This window comes from Bacteroides sp. AF34-31BH (assembly GCF_003602795.1).
GTDB classification, from domain to species: Bacteria; Bacteroidota; Bacteroidia; order Bacteroidales; family Bacteroidaceae; genus Bacteroides; species Bacteroides uniformis.
In genome coordinates, this window is sequence record NZ_QTLV01000006.1 from 30,814 (window position 1) to 47,018 (window position 16,205).

General features: G+C 48.4%; 22 protein-coding genes and 1 pseudogene. 14 read left to right on the forward strand and 9 right to left on the reverse strand.

The window, feature by feature from the left end; genetic code table 11:
* The first annotated feature begins 33 nt into the window (after positions 1-33).
* Positions 34-504, forward strand: a complete 471-nt coding sequence (locus DWZ67_RS10750) for a GNAT family N-acetyltransferase (RefSeq protein WP_035449481.1) — start codon at positions 34-36, stop codon at positions 502-504.
* 12 nt (positions 505-516) lie between these two features.
* Entirely contained in the window at positions 517-906 is a 390-nt protein-coding gene (locus DWZ67_RS10755; protein ID WP_005826473.1) for a VOC family protein, read from the forward strand.
* A 4-nt stretch (positions 907-910) separates the two neighbouring features.
* Here the strand turns inward: DWZ67_RS10755 and nfo are convergent, their stop codons facing one another.
* From nfo to DWZ67_RS10770, 3 genes are read right to left on the reverse strand one after another with little or no spacing between them, the layout of a single operon-like run.
* Positions 911-1,753: a deoxyribonuclease IV gene (gene nfo / locus DWZ67_RS10760; protein ID WP_057252739.1), complete on the reverse strand. Its 843-nt coding sequence runs from the start codon at positions 1,751-1,753 to the stop codon at positions 911-913.
* Between the two features lie 4 nt (positions 1,754-1,757).
* Positions 1,758-2,075 (reverse strand): MGMT family protein, encoded by a 318-nt coding sequence (locus tag DWZ67_RS10765; protein WP_005826471.1) that lies wholly within the window; start codon positions 2,073-2,075, stop codon positions 1,758-1,760.
* 58 nt (positions 2,076-2,133) lie between these two features.
* On the reverse strand, positions 2,134-2,616 hold the full coding sequence (locus DWZ67_RS10770) for a PepSY-like domain-containing protein (protein ID WP_005835865.1): 483 nt from the start codon (positions 2,614-2,616) through the stop codon (positions 2,134-2,136).
* Between the two features lie 145 nt (positions 2,617-2,761).
* Between DWZ67_RS10770 and DWZ67_RS10780 the strand changes: the two genes are divergently transcribed.
* Genes DWZ67_RS10780 through DWZ67_RS10790 form a run of 3 tightly spaced genes read left to right on the forward strand, consistent with a single transcriptional unit; the run spans position 2,762 to position 3,894 of the window.
* Positions 2,762-3,220, forward strand: coding sequence for a GNAT family N-acetyltransferase (locus DWZ67_RS10780; RefSeq protein WP_057089174.1), 459 nt, complete (start codon positions 2,762-2,764; stop codon positions 3,218-3,220).
* Between the two features lie 36 nt (positions 3,221-3,256).
* Positions 3,257-3,535, forward strand: a complete 279-nt coding sequence (locus DWZ67_RS10785) for a zinc ribbon domain-containing protein (protein ID WP_005835861.1) — start codon at positions 3,257-3,259, stop codon at positions 3,533-3,535.
* 2 nt (positions 3,536-3,537) lie between these two features.
* On the forward strand, positions 3,538-3,894 hold the full coding sequence (locus DWZ67_RS10790; protein ID WP_009036628.1) for a nitrous oxide-stimulated promoter family protein: 357 nt from the start codon (positions 3,538-3,540) through the stop codon (positions 3,892-3,894).
* Here the strand turns inward: DWZ67_RS10790 and DWZ67_RS10795 are convergent.
* The 3 genes from DWZ67_RS10795 to DWZ67_RS10805 are packed head-to-tail and all read right to left on the reverse strand — an operon-like array spanning position 3,840 to position 5,282.
* Entirely contained in the window at positions 3,840-4,046 is a 207-nt protein-coding gene (locus DWZ67_RS10795) for a hypothetical protein (RefSeq protein ID WP_009036627.1), read from the reverse strand. The genes DWZ67_RS10790 and DWZ67_RS10795 overlap by 55 nt on opposite strands.
* Positions 4,047-4,048: 2 nt before the next feature.
* Positions 4,049-4,513, reverse strand: a complete 465-nt coding sequence (locus DWZ67_RS10800) for a MaoC family dehydratase (protein ID WP_120138824.1) — start codon at positions 4,511-4,513, stop codon at positions 4,049-4,051.
* Between the two features lie 22 nt (positions 4,514-4,535).
* Entirely contained in the window at positions 4,536-5,282 is a 747-nt protein-coding gene (locus DWZ67_RS10805; RefSeq protein ID WP_009036626.1) for an SGNH/GDSL hydrolase family protein, read from the reverse strand.
* 212 nt (positions 5,283-5,494) lie between these two features.
* Here DWZ67_RS10805 and DWZ67_RS10815 point away from each other — a divergent pair, with 212 nt between their 5' ends.
* From DWZ67_RS10815 to DWZ67_RS10835, 5 genes are read left to right on the forward strand one after another with little or no spacing between them, the layout of a single operon-like run.
* Positions 5,495-7,366: a PAS domain-containing sensor histidine kinase gene (locus tag DWZ67_RS10815; protein WP_117878001.1), complete on the forward strand. Its 1,872-nt coding sequence runs from the start codon at positions 5,495-5,497 to the stop codon at positions 7,364-7,366.
* A gap of 23 nt (positions 7,367-7,389) precedes the next feature.
* Complete coding sequence (locus tag DWZ67_RS10820; RefSeq protein WP_005826454.1) at positions 7,390-7,800, forward strand: secondary thiamine-phosphate synthase enzyme YjbQ; 411 nt, start codon at positions 7,390-7,392, stop codon at positions 7,798-7,800.
* A 12-nt stretch (positions 7,801-7,812) separates the two neighbouring features.
* Positions 7,813-8,538, forward strand: a complete 726-nt coding sequence (locus DWZ67_RS10825; RefSeq protein WP_120138826.1) for an SDR family NAD(P)-dependent oxidoreductase — start codon at positions 7,813-7,815, stop codon at positions 8,536-8,538.
* A 42-nt stretch (positions 8,539-8,580) separates the two neighbouring features.
* Positions 8,581-9,561: a lytic transglycosylase domain-containing protein gene (locus tag DWZ67_RS10830; RefSeq protein ID WP_120138828.1), complete on the forward strand. Its 981-nt coding sequence runs from the start codon at positions 8,581-8,583 to the stop codon at positions 9,559-9,561.
* 25 nt (positions 9,562-9,586) lie between these two features.
* Positions 9,587-10,255: an MgtC/SapB family protein gene (locus DWZ67_RS10835; RefSeq protein ID WP_009036622.1), complete on the forward strand. Its 669-nt coding sequence runs from the start codon at positions 9,587-9,589 to the stop codon at positions 10,253-10,255.
* A gap of 6 nt (positions 10,256-10,261) precedes the next feature.
* Here DWZ67_RS10835 and DWZ67_RS10840 read toward each other — a convergent pair whose 3' ends face one another.
* From DWZ67_RS10840 to DWZ67_RS10850, 3 genes are all read right to left on the reverse strand, one after another.
* Entirely contained in the window at positions 10,262-11,035 is a 774-nt protein-coding gene (locus DWZ67_RS10840) for a TIGR03915 family putative DNA repair protein (protein WP_117749315.1), read from the reverse strand.
* Complete coding sequence (locus tag DWZ67_RS10845) at positions 11,032-12,297, reverse strand: putative DNA modification/repair radical SAM protein (RefSeq protein WP_117703729.1); 1,266 nt, start codon at positions 12,295-12,297, stop codon at positions 11,032-11,034. The genes DWZ67_RS10840 and DWZ67_RS10845 overlap by 4 nt, the downstream gene beginning before the upstream one ends.
* 94 nt (positions 12,298-12,391) lie before the next feature.
* Positions 12,392-12,568, reverse strand: a complete 177-nt coding sequence (locus tag DWZ67_RS10850; RefSeq protein ID WP_005826447.1) for a histone H1 — start codon at positions 12,566-12,568, stop codon at positions 12,392-12,394.
* Positions 12,569-12,717: 149 nt separating this feature from the next.
* Here DWZ67_RS10850 and DWZ67_RS10855 point away from each other — a divergent pair, with 149 nt between their 5' ends.
* The 4 genes and pseudogenes from DWZ67_RS10855 to DWZ67_RS20410 form a co-directional block, all read left to right on the forward strand.
* Complete coding sequence (locus tag DWZ67_RS10855; RefSeq protein WP_035457939.1) at positions 12,718-13,359, forward strand: helix-turn-helix domain-containing protein; 642 nt, start codon at positions 12,718-12,720, stop codon at positions 13,357-13,359.
* A 222-nt stretch (positions 13,360-13,581) separates the two neighbouring features.
* A complete protein-coding gene (locus DWZ67_RS10860) occupies positions 13,582-14,970 on the forward strand; it encodes an alanine/glycine:cation symporter family protein (protein ID WP_005826443.1) in 1,389 nt (462 codons plus the stop codon).
* A gap of 86 nt (positions 14,971-15,056) precedes the next feature.
* On the forward strand, positions 15,057-15,683 hold the full coding sequence (locus DWZ67_RS10865) for a hypothetical protein (RefSeq protein WP_120138830.1): 627 nt from the start codon (positions 15,057-15,059) through the stop codon (positions 15,681-15,683).
* Positions 15,684-15,846: 163 nt separating this feature from the next.
* Positions 15,847-16,205 (forward strand): annotated as a pseudogene (locus tag DWZ67_RS20410) (KamA family protein); the annotation flags it as partial.

The following is a 16,205-nucleotide window of genomic DNA, read 5'->3' on the forward strand; positions in this document are numbered from 1 at the left end:
TACTGATTAATAACCAGCAAAGTAATGCAATAAATGATGATACTCCGACCTACCCCACAAGATTATGACGAACTGTTGACCGTCTGGGAAGCCTCTGTCCGCAGCACACACCACTTCCTGGCAGAAAAGGATATACAGTTTTACAAACCGCTGATAAGAGAGCAGTACTTTCTTGCCGTAGAGCTTTACATCATCCGCAACGAAAAAGAAGAAATTGCCGCCTTTATGGGACTGAGCGATGAACTCATCGAGATGTTGTTTGTCCGTCCCGACCAACAAGGTAAGGGATACGGAAAACGGCTCATGGAGTACGCCGTCCACCAAAAACACATCCACAAAGTGGATGTAAACGAGCAGAACGGACAAGCTTGCCGATTTTACCAACATATGGGATTCCAAGTGGCCGGCTGGGACGAAACCGACCCGACGGGAAAGCCTTTCCCTATTCTGCACCTGCAATTACCAACCCCACCACAGATTACTCAGATTGAACACAGATTATAATTTAGCAAACTTATGAAGATACATCACATCGCCATCTGGACCTTCCAACTGGAAGAGATGAAAGAGTTCTACACACGTTACTTCAACGGGAGCAGCAATGAAAAGTACATCAACCCCAAAAAAGGATTCGAATCTTATTTCCTTCACTTCGATGAAGGAACGGATTTGGAACTGATGAGCCGTACGGACATACAGAATACCCCTATTGAGGAAAACAGACTGGGACTGACCCACTTTGCCTTTGCCTTCGACAGCCAGGAAGCTGTCCTCCGACAGACAGAACGGCTACGTACAGCGGGATATACCATCGCAGGAGAGCCCCGTACCTCCGGCGACGGATATTTTGAAAGTGTCGTCCTCGACCCGGACGGTAACCGTATAGAATGTGTATTCAGGGCATAGTCTCTCAATCAGAGGAGACAAAGCTTCTCAACAGTTTTATCTCCTCTGCCCAAAGCGATTCATCGGGCGTCTCCAAAATAATAGGTATACCGTCAAAACGCACATCTTGCATAAAGCGCCGGAAGAAATCCATACCTATCAGCCCCTTGCCGATGCTGTCGTGACGGTCTACTCTGGAGCCGAGTGCTTTCTTGGAGTCATTCAGGTGTATACCGCGCAGATAGCCGAAACCTACCGCTGTGTCAAACTCCTCAAACACCTTGTCATACTCATTCACTATATCATAGCCTGCTGTATACGTGTGGCAGGTATCAAGGCAAACTCCAACGCGAGACTTGTCATCCACCCGGTCAATGATATGTCCCAGCTGCCAGAACTCATTTCCCACATTGCTACCCTGCCCGGCTGTGTTCTCTATGACAGCCACCACATCGTGCGTCTTGCCCAATATAAGATTAATGGATTCAGCGACCTTGTCCAGACACTCTTCCACGGAAATCTTATTCAGATGGCTGCCCGGATGAAAATTCAGTAACTTCAGCCCTAATTGTTCGCAGCGCTGCATCTCATCCAGAAAAGCGGCACGGCTTTTCTGTAACCCTTCTTCTTCGGGATGCCCTAAATTTATCAGATAACTGTCGTGAGGCAGGATATAGCGGGAATCGAAGCCAAGCTTCCCACAATTTTCCTTAAACACCCTGATACTCTCCTCCGTCAGCGACCTTGCCACCCACTGACGCTGGTTCTTGGTAAACAAGGCAAAAGCATTTGCCCCTATCTCACTGGCATTGACGGGAGCCGCTTCCACTCCCCCACTGGCCGATACATGTGCACCTATAAATTTCATAATCTTATTGTATTTGCTCTTTCATGAATTCCCACTGGCATTTTTTCATGTCCACACACCCATTCTTTCTGAACGTCACGCCCTCTGCCTCCAGCAAAGCACGCTGTTCCGCCCAGCACGGTGCCAGCCTGCCCTGGCTGTTCACTACCCGATGGCAGGGCAGACACATGCCGTCGGGCACATCGTGCATAGCATGTCCCACCATGCGCGAACATTGAGGTCTTCCGACAAGATAGGCTATCTGTCCGTACGTCACCACCCGCCCCGGAGGGATTGCGGCCACTACATTATAAACCTCCTGCTGAAAAGTGTCTTTGTCCATAAAAGTCTGGTTTGGGAAGGCAAAGATATGATAAATTCAGCAGGTATGCGAACAGACGTTACAAGAAAGTGGCTGCGCCGAGCGGATTGTATGTATAGGTGACATTACGGGCACGGATGATTTCGCCCGTCGGGGTAAACAATATCTGATATTTCGTCTGGAGATTTGCCATCCCTACCTCTACCGCCACGATGGACTGCCATTTGGGAAACTGTACCCAAGTGACATTCTGCACCATCCCTCCGGAATATTCACTGGCGGCAAAAGCATTGTAAACGGCAGGGGGCACTTCGTCCATTGTCTCCCAGTCCGTCTGTTGCATTACCCATTGCGCCTGCCCGTCAAACCAGACTTTCGTATCAAAACCGTTCATCAGGAAATCTGCCACATAATAAGATTCATCATGCGACCAGGCAACATCATCTGCCGTAGGATACATTTTCTTCAGTGCAGCCTGTACATCAGCAGGTGCCCAATCGGCAGAAGCCGAGACTGATACCATCAGCATCAAAACCAGAAAAGAGAATTTCAACTTACTCATAACTTCATCAGATTATCATGTTATGAGAAGAACGGCGTATGGCAGATTTTGTTCACCGGCAACTCTCAACCATTCAACAGTTAAAAAGAGATATCCATTGTAATTCAATAGAAAATGACTAACTTCACACCAGAAATTCAGAAATATGATAAGAATACATCCCATATCCGGCAACAAAAAGCAATATCTTGACCTGCTGCTGCTTGCCGACGAACAAGAGTCCATGATTGACCGTTATCTGGAACGGGGAGAGATGTTCATCCTATCCGATAATGATACAGTCAAAGCGTCTTGTGTAATCACCTGCGAGGATAAAGGAATCTACGAAATAAAGAGCATAGCTGTCTATCCGGAATACCAGCGCCAGGGATATGGAAGACAACTGATAGCATTCGTTCTTGAACATTATAAAGACCGGTGCCATACCATGCTTGTCGGCACTGGAGACAGTCCGCTGACCATCCCCTTCTATGAAAGCTGCGGATTTGCATACTCACACCGGGTACCCGATTTCTTTATCGATAATTACGACTACCCCATGTTTGAAGGAGGCAAGCAACTGAAAGACATGATTTATCTGAAAAGGACGCTTCAACCAAAATAATATCCTATATTTGCATATCACTTAACTCCACACATTATGGAAGCTAAACTTTGCCAAAGCTGCGGAATGCCCTTGTCATCTGCAGAAGTACTCGGAACCAATGCCGACGGTAGCCTCAACGAGGAATATTGCACCTATTGCTACCAGCACGGCAATTTTGCACAAGACTGCACTATGGACGAAATGATAGAACATTGTGCACAGTTCACCGACGAATTCAACAAGGATTCCGGAATGAATTTCACTAAAGAGGAAGCCATTGCCGGTATGAAAGAATTCTTCCCGACCTTGAAACGCTGGCAGTCCAAACAATAAACATGCCATCCCGTATCGAGCAGGAAAAACAGACAGTAGAACGGATGGTCCGCCTCTACTGCCGGAAAAAGGAAGGTAACAAGCAATTGTGTCCCCGATGCGAGGAATTGCTGGGATATGCCCGCATTCGTCTTTCACGCTGTCCTTTCGGTGAGAATAAATCCACCTGCAGGCAATGCAGCATTCACTGCTACAAGCCCGAAATGAAAGAACGGATGCGTAAAGTCATGCGGTATGCCGGACCACGGATGCTGTTATACCATCCCGTGGCGGCACTCTGCCATTTGTGGCAGGAATATGTCCATCAGTATCTCACCAAACGTTTCGGAGTTCCGCGCCAGGAACAGCACAAACAATAAACCGTATCCAGGTCGTATCCTTCCAATGAAGAGGTGCTGTCTTTAGGCACAATCTCGCCTTTGTCAGAGATGTAGACCGGCAGGCGCTCACCTTGTCCGTTCATCACAAAAAATGCCCCCACCTTGCATTGGGGGCATACCATCTTACGCATAATCAATTGAAATAATACAAAAATATAGCCACCCCTTCCAATGCCTTCTTCTTTTCACCTTGTATTTCGATGGCAAACTTTATTTCTGCCTTTGCTACGCCGCGCAGATTCGACAGAGATTGTAAATAGGCAACCAGTCGGATGCTCTGTCCGGACAATACCGCCTGACCGAACTTCATCTTGTCCATACCATAATTAATCATCATCTTCAGGTTGTTCACTTCAATAATCTGGTTCCACAGATATGGCAACATGGACAAGGTGAGATACCCATGTGCAATAGTGCTCTTAAAAGGGCTTTCCACTTTGGCGCGTTCCGTATCGACGTGTATCCACTGATGGTCCAATGTCGCATCAGCAAACAGATTGATACGCTCCTGAGGGAGCTCTACATATTCCGAAACACCGATTTGCTGGCCTACCAGCTTTTCAAAATCCTCGTACGAGTTGATAATCACTTTTTCCATTACTCTCTATTTTATTGATAAATTATAAATTCACACGCTTTATCCACATATCCGCCATTCGTTTATGCCCTGCAGGAGTGGGGTGGATACCGTCCCAAATCCAATAGGTATCTTGAGAAGCCGGAGCAGTGCCGAGAATTTCATCGAACATCGCATTATAAGGAAGAAATACCGTCTGATAGTCCTTCGCTATCCTCTCTACGATGGCGGCACAGCGACGCACCAGACTATCACGTTCTGCAAAGTCCTCACTCTTACGCATATTGCCGACATTGGCAACAAAAGGAGTGCCCAGCACTATCTTCAATTCCGGATTGGCCTGTAAAGAACGGTCAAGCAAGGAACGGTAACACTTCTCCCATCCTTCAAAATCAAAAGGCTCTTTTTTGTCACCCTGCAGATAGTAATGTACATCGTTTGTCCCCACCAAGACGGAAAGCACATCCGGTTTCATTCCAATGACATCCTCTTCCCAGCGTTTCTCCAAATCCCGGAGAGTGTTTCCACTGATGCCACGGTTAAAAAAAGCATATTCCTTTTCCGGAAAATCTCCTTGATAACGACTTGCACACAAATACATATAGCCGCTACCGTAAATATGGTTCATATCCCAAAGGCTTCGTTCCGCAGTCGGTTTGGGCATCCCGCAGGCATTTCCCCAGTTACCGTCCGTGATAGAATCTCCGATAAACAAGACACGCGGGCCGCTTGCATGGAGTAAGAGTGATATGCAGAAAAAAACTATTACAAAGAGTCCAATACGCTTCATGGCATTTTCTTGTTAGAATGTAAAAATTGCAACAAATATACGTCTTATTCCGGCAAGTACAAAAACTCGGGTACCTTTTTCCCATTTCCCAAAAACACATATAACCCTTATTTTTATTTCCGTTCATCACAGATTAATTTGGAAATAATGTATCTTTGTCAATATCTTAATTGTTGTGGCAGAACAAAAACATCACTATTAAAGATTCCGGTATGAATTCTAAATTTGATTATGACTTACTGTCAGCAATGATGACCAATGCCAATATGGGATGGTGGGAAGCTGATTTAAAGACCGAAAGCTACATTTGCTCCGAATATATCTCCCGGTTGCTGGGACTGGATGAGGATGGAACCATCAGCTTTAAAGATTTCAACAAACGTATCCTGAAAGAGGAACAACGGCATACTACCACACATTCCTTCGACGACATCCGACAGACACAAGAGGCCGTATATCTGCTCAATACAACAAAAGGACCAACGTGGATAAGAAGCAAGGTATGCCTACAGAGAACCGACGAAAACGATAATGTCAAAATCTACGGCATTGCCGAAACACAAGACGGTCCCGACATGTCATCGGCATCCCAAGCCTTACAAGAGCGTAACCGTCTCCTCCATAATATTTATAAATATCTTCCGGTAGGAATTGAGCTCTATAACCGAGAGGGAATATTGATAGATATGAATGACAAAGAGCAGGAAATGTTCCATCTCAAACAGAAAGAAGATCTACTTGGAATTAATATTTTCGAGAATCCGATTTTCCCGGAAGAGATGAAAAGCAAGTTAAGAAAACATGAAAATGCAGACTTCACTTTCCGGTATGACTTCTCTAAAATAGGCAATTACTACAAGACACAGAAGAAGACGGGCACCATAGACCTTGTAACCAAAGTCACAAGCCTTTACGACGATAATCACAACCTGACCAACTATCTGCTAATCAACGCAGACAAAACGGAAACGACCGTCGCTTACAACAAAATACAAGAGTTCGAGAGCCACTTTGAGCTTATAGGTGACTATGCCAAAGTGGGATATGCCAATTATGACCTTCTTAATGAGCAAGGCTATGCCCAACGCAGCTGGTACAAGAACTTGGGTGAGAAAACAGAAACACCGTTGTCCGAAATCATCGGAACCTACAATCATCTCCACCCAGACGACCGTACTATCATGCTTGACTTCCTACAGAACGTAAAGAGAGGACTGGCACACAAGCTCAGCCGGGAAGTACGTGTTCTTAAAGAAGACGGTTCTTTCATGTGGACCCACGTCAACATCATTGTAGAACGCTACATGCCTGAACAGAACATCATAGAGATTATCTGCATCAATTACGACATCACCCAATTAAAGCAGACGGAGGCAATGCTGATACAAGCCAAGGAAAAGGCCGAAGAGGCAGACTGGCTGAAATCCGCTTTCCTTGCCAATATGAGCCATGAAATCCGCACGCCGCTAAATGCGATTATCGGTTTCTCCAGCCTGCTGCACTACGTGGAAAACGAGCAGGAAAGGGAACAGTACATCTCTTTGATAAACCACAACAACCAACTGTTGCTCAAACTAATCAACGACGTTCTGGACCTTTCCAAGATAGAGGCCGGACACATAGAGCTCCATTCCGAATGGTTCAATCCGGCAGAACTCATCGAGGAAAGTATTACCGAGTACGAACGGAACGTTCCGGCAGGAGTGAAACTCTTTGCCAGGTATCCGGCAGCCCCCGGCCAGATAGAGCACGACCCGATGCGCATCAAACAGATACTGAACAACTTCATATCGAATGCACTGAAAAACACCGTGCAGGGACATATCGAAGTGTACTACGAAACGGACACAGACGGAATAAGAATCAGTGTTTCCGATACTGGATGCGGTATTCCCCCCGAAAAACTGGGAATGATATTCGAACGGTTCGAAAAGGTGGACTCCTTTGCCCAAGGTGCCGGATTAGGACTCTCCATCTGCAAATCCATCGTTGAGAAAATGAATGGAGTGATTACCGTAGATTCGACAATGGGAGTGGGAAGCACATTCACCGTGGAACTGCCCTGCCGGACAAGACCATCCTGACAACAAACGAAAAACAATGATTTATGACCGCACAGAAAGAATTTACCCTAACCCCTCGCCGGCGTGGCTTTCACCTGGTGACAGAGGAGATTATACGCAACCTTCCACCGCTTCCGTCTGCCGGAATCCTGCATCTGTTCATCAAGCATACAAGCGCAGGCCTCACCATCAACGAGAATGCAGACCCTGACGTACAGACAGATATGGAAGCCATCTTCAACCGCCTCGTAAAAGAACGGGAACCTTATTACCAACATACATGCGAAGGCGATGACGATATGCCCGCCCATGCCAAGGCAACCCTCAGCGGAACCAGCCTCACCATCCCCATCACCAATGGGCGTCTGAACATAGGTATCTGGCAAGGCATCTATCTCTGCGAGTTCCGCAACCGGGGCGGAGGAAGAAGAATTGTAGCAACCGTCATCGGATAATCCCCTATCATCATGCAGAAAGCCATCATCATCGGTGCCACTTCAGGCATCGGACAAGAAGTAGCCAGGATACTTGTACAACAAGGCTGGCATATAGGTATTGCCGGCAGAAGGAAAGAGGCATTGCATGCCCTGCAAGCCACCGCACCCGACCGGATAGTCACGGAACAGCTGGACGTTACGGAAGAGACAGCGACTCTACACCTCCATAACCTGATAAAAAAGCTGGGAGGCATAGACCTGTTTTTCCTCAGTTCCGGCGTGGGACATCAAAACCGGGACTTACAACCGGACATCGAACTGAACACGGCACGTACCAATGTAGAGGGATTTACCCGCATGGTGACTGCCGCCTTCAACTATTTCAAGGAAAAAGGCTCCGGACATATTGCTGTCATCAGTTCCATTGCAGGCACTAAAGGACTAGGCGTTGCACCGGCCTACTCTGCCACCAAACGCTTCCAGAATACCTATATCGAAGCGCTGGCACAACTTGCCCGGATGCAGCATCTTGATATACACTTCACCGACATCCGTCCGGGATTTGTTGCCACCGATTTACTGAAAAGCGGAAAATACCCGATGCTGATGAAAGCAGACCGTGTAGCACAGCACATAATCAAGGCTTTAAGAGAAAAGAGACGGGTAGTTGTCATTGACGGACGCTACCGGGTACTGGTGTTTTTTTGGCGTATGATTCCACGATGGCTATGGGAAAGGTTGCCTATAACGAATTGATTTCGTATCTTCACGTCTCCAAACAGAAATATACATACAGACATGAAGAAAAATTCAAAATATATCGTGCTTACCGCTGCCATTGCACTGTGCGCAGGTTCCAGCCTCCCCTTCCTCGCAGGCAGCAGTACGCTGAATCCCGAACGCGATTCCGTGAAATCCGAAGTTCCCTACTGCGTGACCTCCCCCAGCGTACCGGACAAGATCACTTTTGCCGGACAAGCTATTGACCTGCTTCGCTACGACCACCGCGAACGTATGGACCGCGAACTGATGTCCTTCACCTACATGCACTCCACCACCATGCTCATGGTGAAGCGTGCCAACCGCTACTTCCCCGTCATAGAGCCTATACTAAAAGCCAACGGCCTTCCCGATGACTTCAAGTACCTCGCTGTGATAGAAAGCAACCTGAACCCGCTTGCCAAATCGCCTGCGGGTGCCGCCGGCCTATGGCAGTTCATGTCTGCCACCGGACGCGAATTCGGACTGGAGGTGAACAGCAACATCGACGAACGATACCATATCGAGAAAGAGACCAAAGCAGCCTGCAAGTACCTGAAAGATGCTTATCAGAAATACGGGAACTGGCTGTGCGTAGCCGCCGCCTACAATGCCGGGCAAGGACGCATCTCCACACAACTGCAGAAGCAAATGGTAGACCAGGCTATCGACTTATGGCTGGTAGAAGAGACTTCGCGCTACATGTTCCGCCTGCTGGCAGCCAAAGCAGTCATCAGCAATCCGCAGCAGTACGGCTTTCTGTTGAAACGGGAACATCTTTATCCACCCATCCCCTACACGGAAGTGACCGTCACAACGGGCATCGGCAACCTGGCACAGTTTGCCAAAGATAAAGGCATCACCTATGCCCAACTGAAAGACGCCAATCCGTGGCTGCGGGATACCTCGCTGATGAATAAAAGCGGACGCACATACATACTAAAAATACCGACACAAGCCGGAATGCATTACAACCCCAAGAAAACAGTGCCCCACAATAAGAATTGGGTCATCAATTAATAAAAAAGAAAGAGAGGATACGATGATGATGTTAAACTTTGATTTTGTGCTCAGGTTGCTGGTAGCCGGAATACTGGGTGCCATTATCGGACTGGACCGGGAATACCGTGCCAAAGAAGCAGGCTACCGCACCCATTTCCTGGTATCATTGGGAAGTGCGCTCATCATGATTGTATCCCAATATGGTTTTCAGGAAATCATCAAGGAAAGCAGTGTGACGCTGGACCCCAGCCGTGTTGCCGCACAAGTAGTCAGCGGTATCGGATTCATCGGTGCGGGTACCATCATTTTCCAGAAACAGATAGTCAGGGGACTGACAACAGCCGCTGGAATATGGGCTACTGCAGGCATCGGATTGGCAGTAGGTGCAGGAATGTACACCATCAGTATTGCCGCCACCCTGCTGACTCTGGCGGGGCTCGAACTGTTGAGCCTTATTTTCAAAAGCATTGGCATGAAAAGTTCCGTGATAACCTTTTCCACTTCCAGCAAAGAGATACTGCCGCAAGTGTCCCGGCGATTCAACTCCAAAGACTATCTGGTGGTGTCCTACAACCTGGACCGGCAAGTGCAGGGAGAGTACACCAACTATCAAGTGACCATGGTAATCAAATCCAAGAAAAGCTATGATGAGGGATATTTGCTGCAACTGATGCAGGAATTTCCCGAGGTGACAGTGGAGAAAATCGAATAAAGGGAATCACTGCTGTTTTTCCGTCAGGTATTTCCAATAGCGCACGGGCATGTCTTGCTTGTGCTTCCGGGGATTGAGGCGTTCCTTGATGCAGATTGCCTTGAAATAGGTTTTCCAGAGAGACTGGAAAAACTGTTCGTCTCCGTCCATCAGACTTTCGTCGAGCATGCCGGTGACAAGATGTCCTTCGCGGCTGTCCTCACCAAAGGTCACCTGGCGCACCTCTTTCAAGTCGTAATAGTACCCATAGGCTCGCCTGATGTCATAAATCAGCCAACGCTGGTCGGCAAAACGGTCCTTGAAATGCCCCGTCACCAGGGGAAGGGCATTCTTCTCGGGCTCGACGGCAGCAAAGAAAGTACCGTCCGCAGCCTTCTGGAAGCGGACAAACTGAAGCAGGCGTATACGCTCCCAATCCACCCGCTTCCACATACGGGAGAACTCCAGCACATCAGGGTCGGCAAAGTTTGTTTCAATGGAACGAGGAGCATCTATTGCCTTGCGGATATAGCGGAAAAGGAGCATGGGAGTTTCCGGCTCCTCGGCCAGCCAGCACTGGGCCAGACAAGCAAGTGCCGTAGACGACAGCTTCTTCTGCAATCCCCGCCAGACACGACCAGCCTTCTCCTCATCGGTCACCACGGTAAACAGCCCGTCGTAGAACAAAGGAAGCGGCTCTCCTTCCAAAAGCAGCGCATCGGGAAAGGTACGGCGGGAATAGGCTTCGAACACGGAAGTCAGCAATCCTTCAAACGTATGGTCATACAGGAAAATATTCATTCCTCAAAATTAAGTACCAACTGTCTCTCATCCACCTTCTTACGGTTAGGCTTGGGCAGCAGCAGACTGCGTACCCCCTGCGGGGTCAGTTCGTTGACCGTGTGCATAGGCAACTCACAGCAGGTAATGAAATACTGCGCCTTCTTCATCACCACCCCTATCTTCTTCAACTGGTAGAAACCTATCTTGGAGAAACGCCGGGAAGCCACTATCAGCCGTGCCGACTTCACGCCGATGCCCGGCACGCGGAGCAACATCTCATAATCCGCCTTGTTCACATCAATCGGAAACTGCTCGGGATGGCGCAAAGCCCAGGACAGCTTGGGGTCAACCTCCAAATCAAGGTCAGGATAGGCATCATCCACTATTTCCTCCACCTTGAACTGATAGAAGCGCATCAGCCAATCGGCTTGGTAAAGGCGGTTTTCACGCACCAAAGGGGGCTGTTTCAATGCCGGCAGGCGCTTATCGTAGGTATTGACGGAAATATAGCCCGAATAGTAGACACGCCGCATCGTAGGTCCCTTGTAGAGAGCTGACGAAAGATACAGAATATCCTTGTCCGTCTCGGCGGTAGCGCCTACTATCATCTGTGTGCTTTGTCCGGCAGGAGCGAAACGGGGAGCGTGGCGGTGTTTCTTGCGTTCTTCCGAACTTTCCAGCACCCCTTGCTGGATGTAGCGCATCGGCGCATATACACTCTTATGGTCTTTCTCCGGCGCAAGCAGTTTCAGATTCTCCTCTTTCGGTATTTCTACATTGACGCTGAGACGGTCGGCATAAAGCCCCGCCTCGTTCACCAGTTCGCGGCTGGCGCCGGGAATGCTTTTCAGATGGATATATCCGTTGAAACGATGGATAGTACGGAGGTCCTTGGCGACACGCACCAGACGCTCCATCGTGTAATCGGGATTGCGCACCACCCCACTGCTCAGGAAAAGCCCTTCGATGTAGTTGCGGCGATAAAACTCCATGGTGAGGTCCACAAGCTCGGTCACCGACAGCGTGGCACGCGGTAGGTCGTTGCTGCGGCGGTTGATGCAGTAGGCGCAGTCGTAGATGCAATAATTGGTAAGCATCACTTTAAGCAGGGAAATGCACCGACCGTCCTCGGCAAAGCTGTGACAGATACCCCAACCGCCCACAGTGTTCCCCAGCATACCCGCCTTGCCGGAGCGCACCGTACCACTGGAGGAACAAGAGACGTCATACTTTGCCGACTCTGCCAGTATCTTCAATTTATTGAGAACGTTTTCATCCATAATACCTGCGCCAAAAGTAACAATAATACTTTTCAAAAACAAAAAAGACCGCCAGTAGTGGCAGTCTTTCGCAGCATCAAATATGCTTTTTTTCTTACTTCTTAGAAGCTTCCAAAGATGCTTTGCGGAATTCCTTCATAGCTTTTTCGATTTCCAAAGAAGCCTTACGAGCGCGAGTTCCTGCTGCCTTGTTACCGTTTTCCAACTGAGCGTTTGCATCTTTTGAGAAGTCTGCATACAATGCAGCTACTTTTTCAACTAATTCTTTCATAATCCTTTTTAAATTACTTCGTTAATAATGTCTGGCAAAAATACATTCTTTCTTGAAATAAATGCAGAAAAACGATATTTTTTTTGAAATATTCGGTAAAATCGCCGCAAAAAGGGGCTCTTACGCGTTTTTTATCTACTTTTGCAAGCATGAAAACGCTTACTGACACCGAATATATACACGCTCTCATAGCCGAAGGAGAGCACCAACAGCAGGATTTCAAGTTCGAAATATCCGACGCCCGCAAGATAGCCAAAACCCTTTCAGCCTTTGCCAATACAGACGGTGGAAAACTGCTCATCGGAGTGAAAGATAACGGGAAAATTGCCGGTGTCCGTTCGGACGAAGAACAATATATGATAGAAGCGGCTGCCGGACTTTATTGCAGCCCCGAAGTGAACTACACCATGCAGACCTATCTGGTGGAAGGCCGCAGTGTGCTGGTGGTACAAATCGAGGAAAGTGACCGGAAGCCGGTATATGCCAAGGACGAAACAGGAAAATACTTGGCCTATCTCCGCATCAAGGATGAAAACATCCTGGCTACTCCCGTCCATCTGCGCGTCTGGCAGCAAAGCGGAAGTCCGAAAGGAGAACTGATAGAATATACCGAACGGGAACAACTGTTGCTCAATCTGCTGGAAGAAAACGACCGCCTTTCACTGAACCGTTACTGCCGCCTGGCGCATCTTTCCCGACGCGCCGCCGAACATCTGCTGGCAAAGTTTGTTCGTTATGACATAGTGGAACCGGTGTTTGAAGGACACAAATTTCACTTCAAGCTGAAATAGGCAAGGAGATTCCGTCAGGTTTGTCCAGATTTGTCCATGGTACAAATCGCAGCACACGAGCTCATACCACGTTGATTATCACCGACTTGCAAGAAATCTATCTCAGTTAACGACAGAGGTAGCCTTGAATAACGACAGAAGCAGCCTAAAGTAACGACAGAGGGTAGCACTTGTTTTGTGTGAGTTTTTTTTACTACAAATAGATAACTGTACATATACATTATGGGAATAATAAATCTGATAAACGACCTGCTCTGGACCTACATCCTCGTTGCCCTGCTGTTGGGATGCGCCGTATGGTTTACGCTGAGAACCCGCTTTGTACAGTTCCGGATGATAAAGGAAATGGTACGTCTGCTGGGCGACTCGGGCGGGAAAGGCGATGCCAAGGAAAAGCATATCTCATCGTTCCAGGCATTTGCCATCTCCATTGCCAGCCGTGTAGGTACGGGCAATCTTGCAGGGGTTGCCACCGCCATTGCAGTAGGCGGTCCGGGCGCTGTATTCTGGATGTGGGTGATTGCCCTCCTGGGTGCTTCCAGCTCGTTTGTAGAATCTACACTGGCCCAATTGTATAAGATAAAGGGCAAAGACTCCTTTATCGGCGGCCCGGCCTACTATATGCGTAAGGGACTGAAACAGCCGTGGATGGGGGCACTGTTTGCCGTACTTATCACCATTACCTTCGGATTTGCATTCAACTCGGTACAGAGCAATACACTGTGTGCCGCTTTCGAAGGCGCTTTCGGGTTCGACCATGCCGTTGTGGGAGGCATCATCACCGCACTCACGCTGACAATCATCTTTGGAGGCGTACAGCGCATAGCCAAAGTCAGCAGCATCATCGTCCCCATCATGGCGTTGGGATACATTGCACTGGCACTTATCATCGTTCTGTTGAACATCAAAGAGCTGCCGGGAGTCCTGGCACTCATTGTCGGCCACGCCTTCGGATGGGAGCAGGCTTTGGGAGGGGGTGTCGGCATGGCGCTGATGCAGGGCATCAAACGCGGGCTGTTCAGCAACGAGGCCGGTATGGGGTCCGCCCCCAATGTGGCGGCAACCGCACACGTCAGCCACCCCGTGAAGCAAGGCTTGATTCAGACGCTGGGAGTATTTACCGATACGCTGATTATATGTACCTGCACCGCTTTCATCATTCTGTTCAGCGGTGCTCCACTGGATGGTTCCACAAACGGCGTACAGCTTACCCAGCATGCGCTGACCAACGAGATAGGACCTTTGGGAGCCATCTTCGTTGCGGTAGCCTTGTTCTTCTTCGCATTCAGCAGCATTCTGGGAAATTATTATTACGGAGAAGCCAATGTGCGCTACCTTACCCACCGTAAATGGGTGCTCAACATCTACCGTATACTGGTGGGCGGCATGGTCATGTTCGGTGCTGTTGCCACCCTCGACCTGGCATGGAGCCTTGCCGACGTCACTATGGGACTCATGGCGCTCTGCAATCTTATCGCCATCAGCCTGCTCGGAAAATACGCTTTCAGGCTGCTTGAAGACTACCGCGCACAGAAAAGCGCCGGTATCAAAGACCCCGTTTTCACCAAGAACCGCCTGAAAGAGGTAGAAAAAGACATAGAGTGCTGGTGATAACCAACTTATTTCGTACTTTTGCAGCCGGAACCGCCGGATGACCTGCGGTCTTGTAATTTGTAATCAGTAATTCGTAATTTGATATGAGTTTATTTGCCAAACTATTCAACAAGAATACCGGAGAAGTATCTTCGAAGAATGTGGAAGACTTCGTGTCACTGACACGCGTCTACTTCCAGTCTGTAATAGCCGCCAACCTGGGCATCACCAATATCCGCTTTGTGCCGGATGTAGCCAACTTCAAGCGTCTGTTCAAAATCCCCACGCAGGGAGGCCGCCTGGGACAAGCGGAAAAGGCCGCTTCGCGCAAGATGCTGATGCAGGACTACGGCATCAGTGAAAACTTCTTCAAGGAAATTGATACTTCCGTCAAGAAGCACTGCCGTACGCAGAACGACGTACAAGGTTATCTCTTTATGTATCAAGGATTCTCCAATGACTTGATGATGCTGATGGGAAACCTGATGCAGTGGAAATTCCGCATGCCTTCCATCTTCAAGGAAGCACTGCGCAGCATGACCGAAAAAACCGTACACGACGTCTGTACAAAAACCGTATGGAAAAAGGACGATGTACACAAGACGGCAGCGGCAGTACGCCAGTACAAAGAGCGTCTGGGATATTCGGAACAATGGATGACCGAGTACGTTTACAACGTAGTGATGCTGGCCAAAAAGGAACCGAAACAGAAAGCCAACGAAGAGAAATAAAAGAAAAAGAATTCTAAAGAACTTTAGAAACAAGAAGGCGGGAAAGAAATTTCCCGCTTTTTTTTGTTATTTTTAGCAAATGAAATCATTTTCCCCTCACGGAACACAAGGACGCACCCCGCGTCAACCATCATAAATATTAACTTCAAAAAAACAACCGCTTATGAAACAAAAGAAAATGCTTGCACTCACTCTATCACAACTGGAACAACTTTATCGGCACGAACTCCCTGAATTGGTCAGCATCGCCGTTCAAAGCGACGATGCGGAAGCCTTCAAGGCCAACCTGGCGGAGTACATTGCCGGACATCCGGAAGTGGACAGCGAGGCCGGTAAGCAAATTCGACTCTTGATTGAATTTGACGGGCAGGAAGTACACGAGCTCTCCATCGGAGAACAGCTGCCCATATCAACTTTATCAATGCTGCATTCCTTCCTCACGGGACAATGGGAAGAGGAAACGGAAACGGACCTGTTCATCGACTTGTTCCAGCAGTTCAAACGCCTCCACCAACCCGCCCC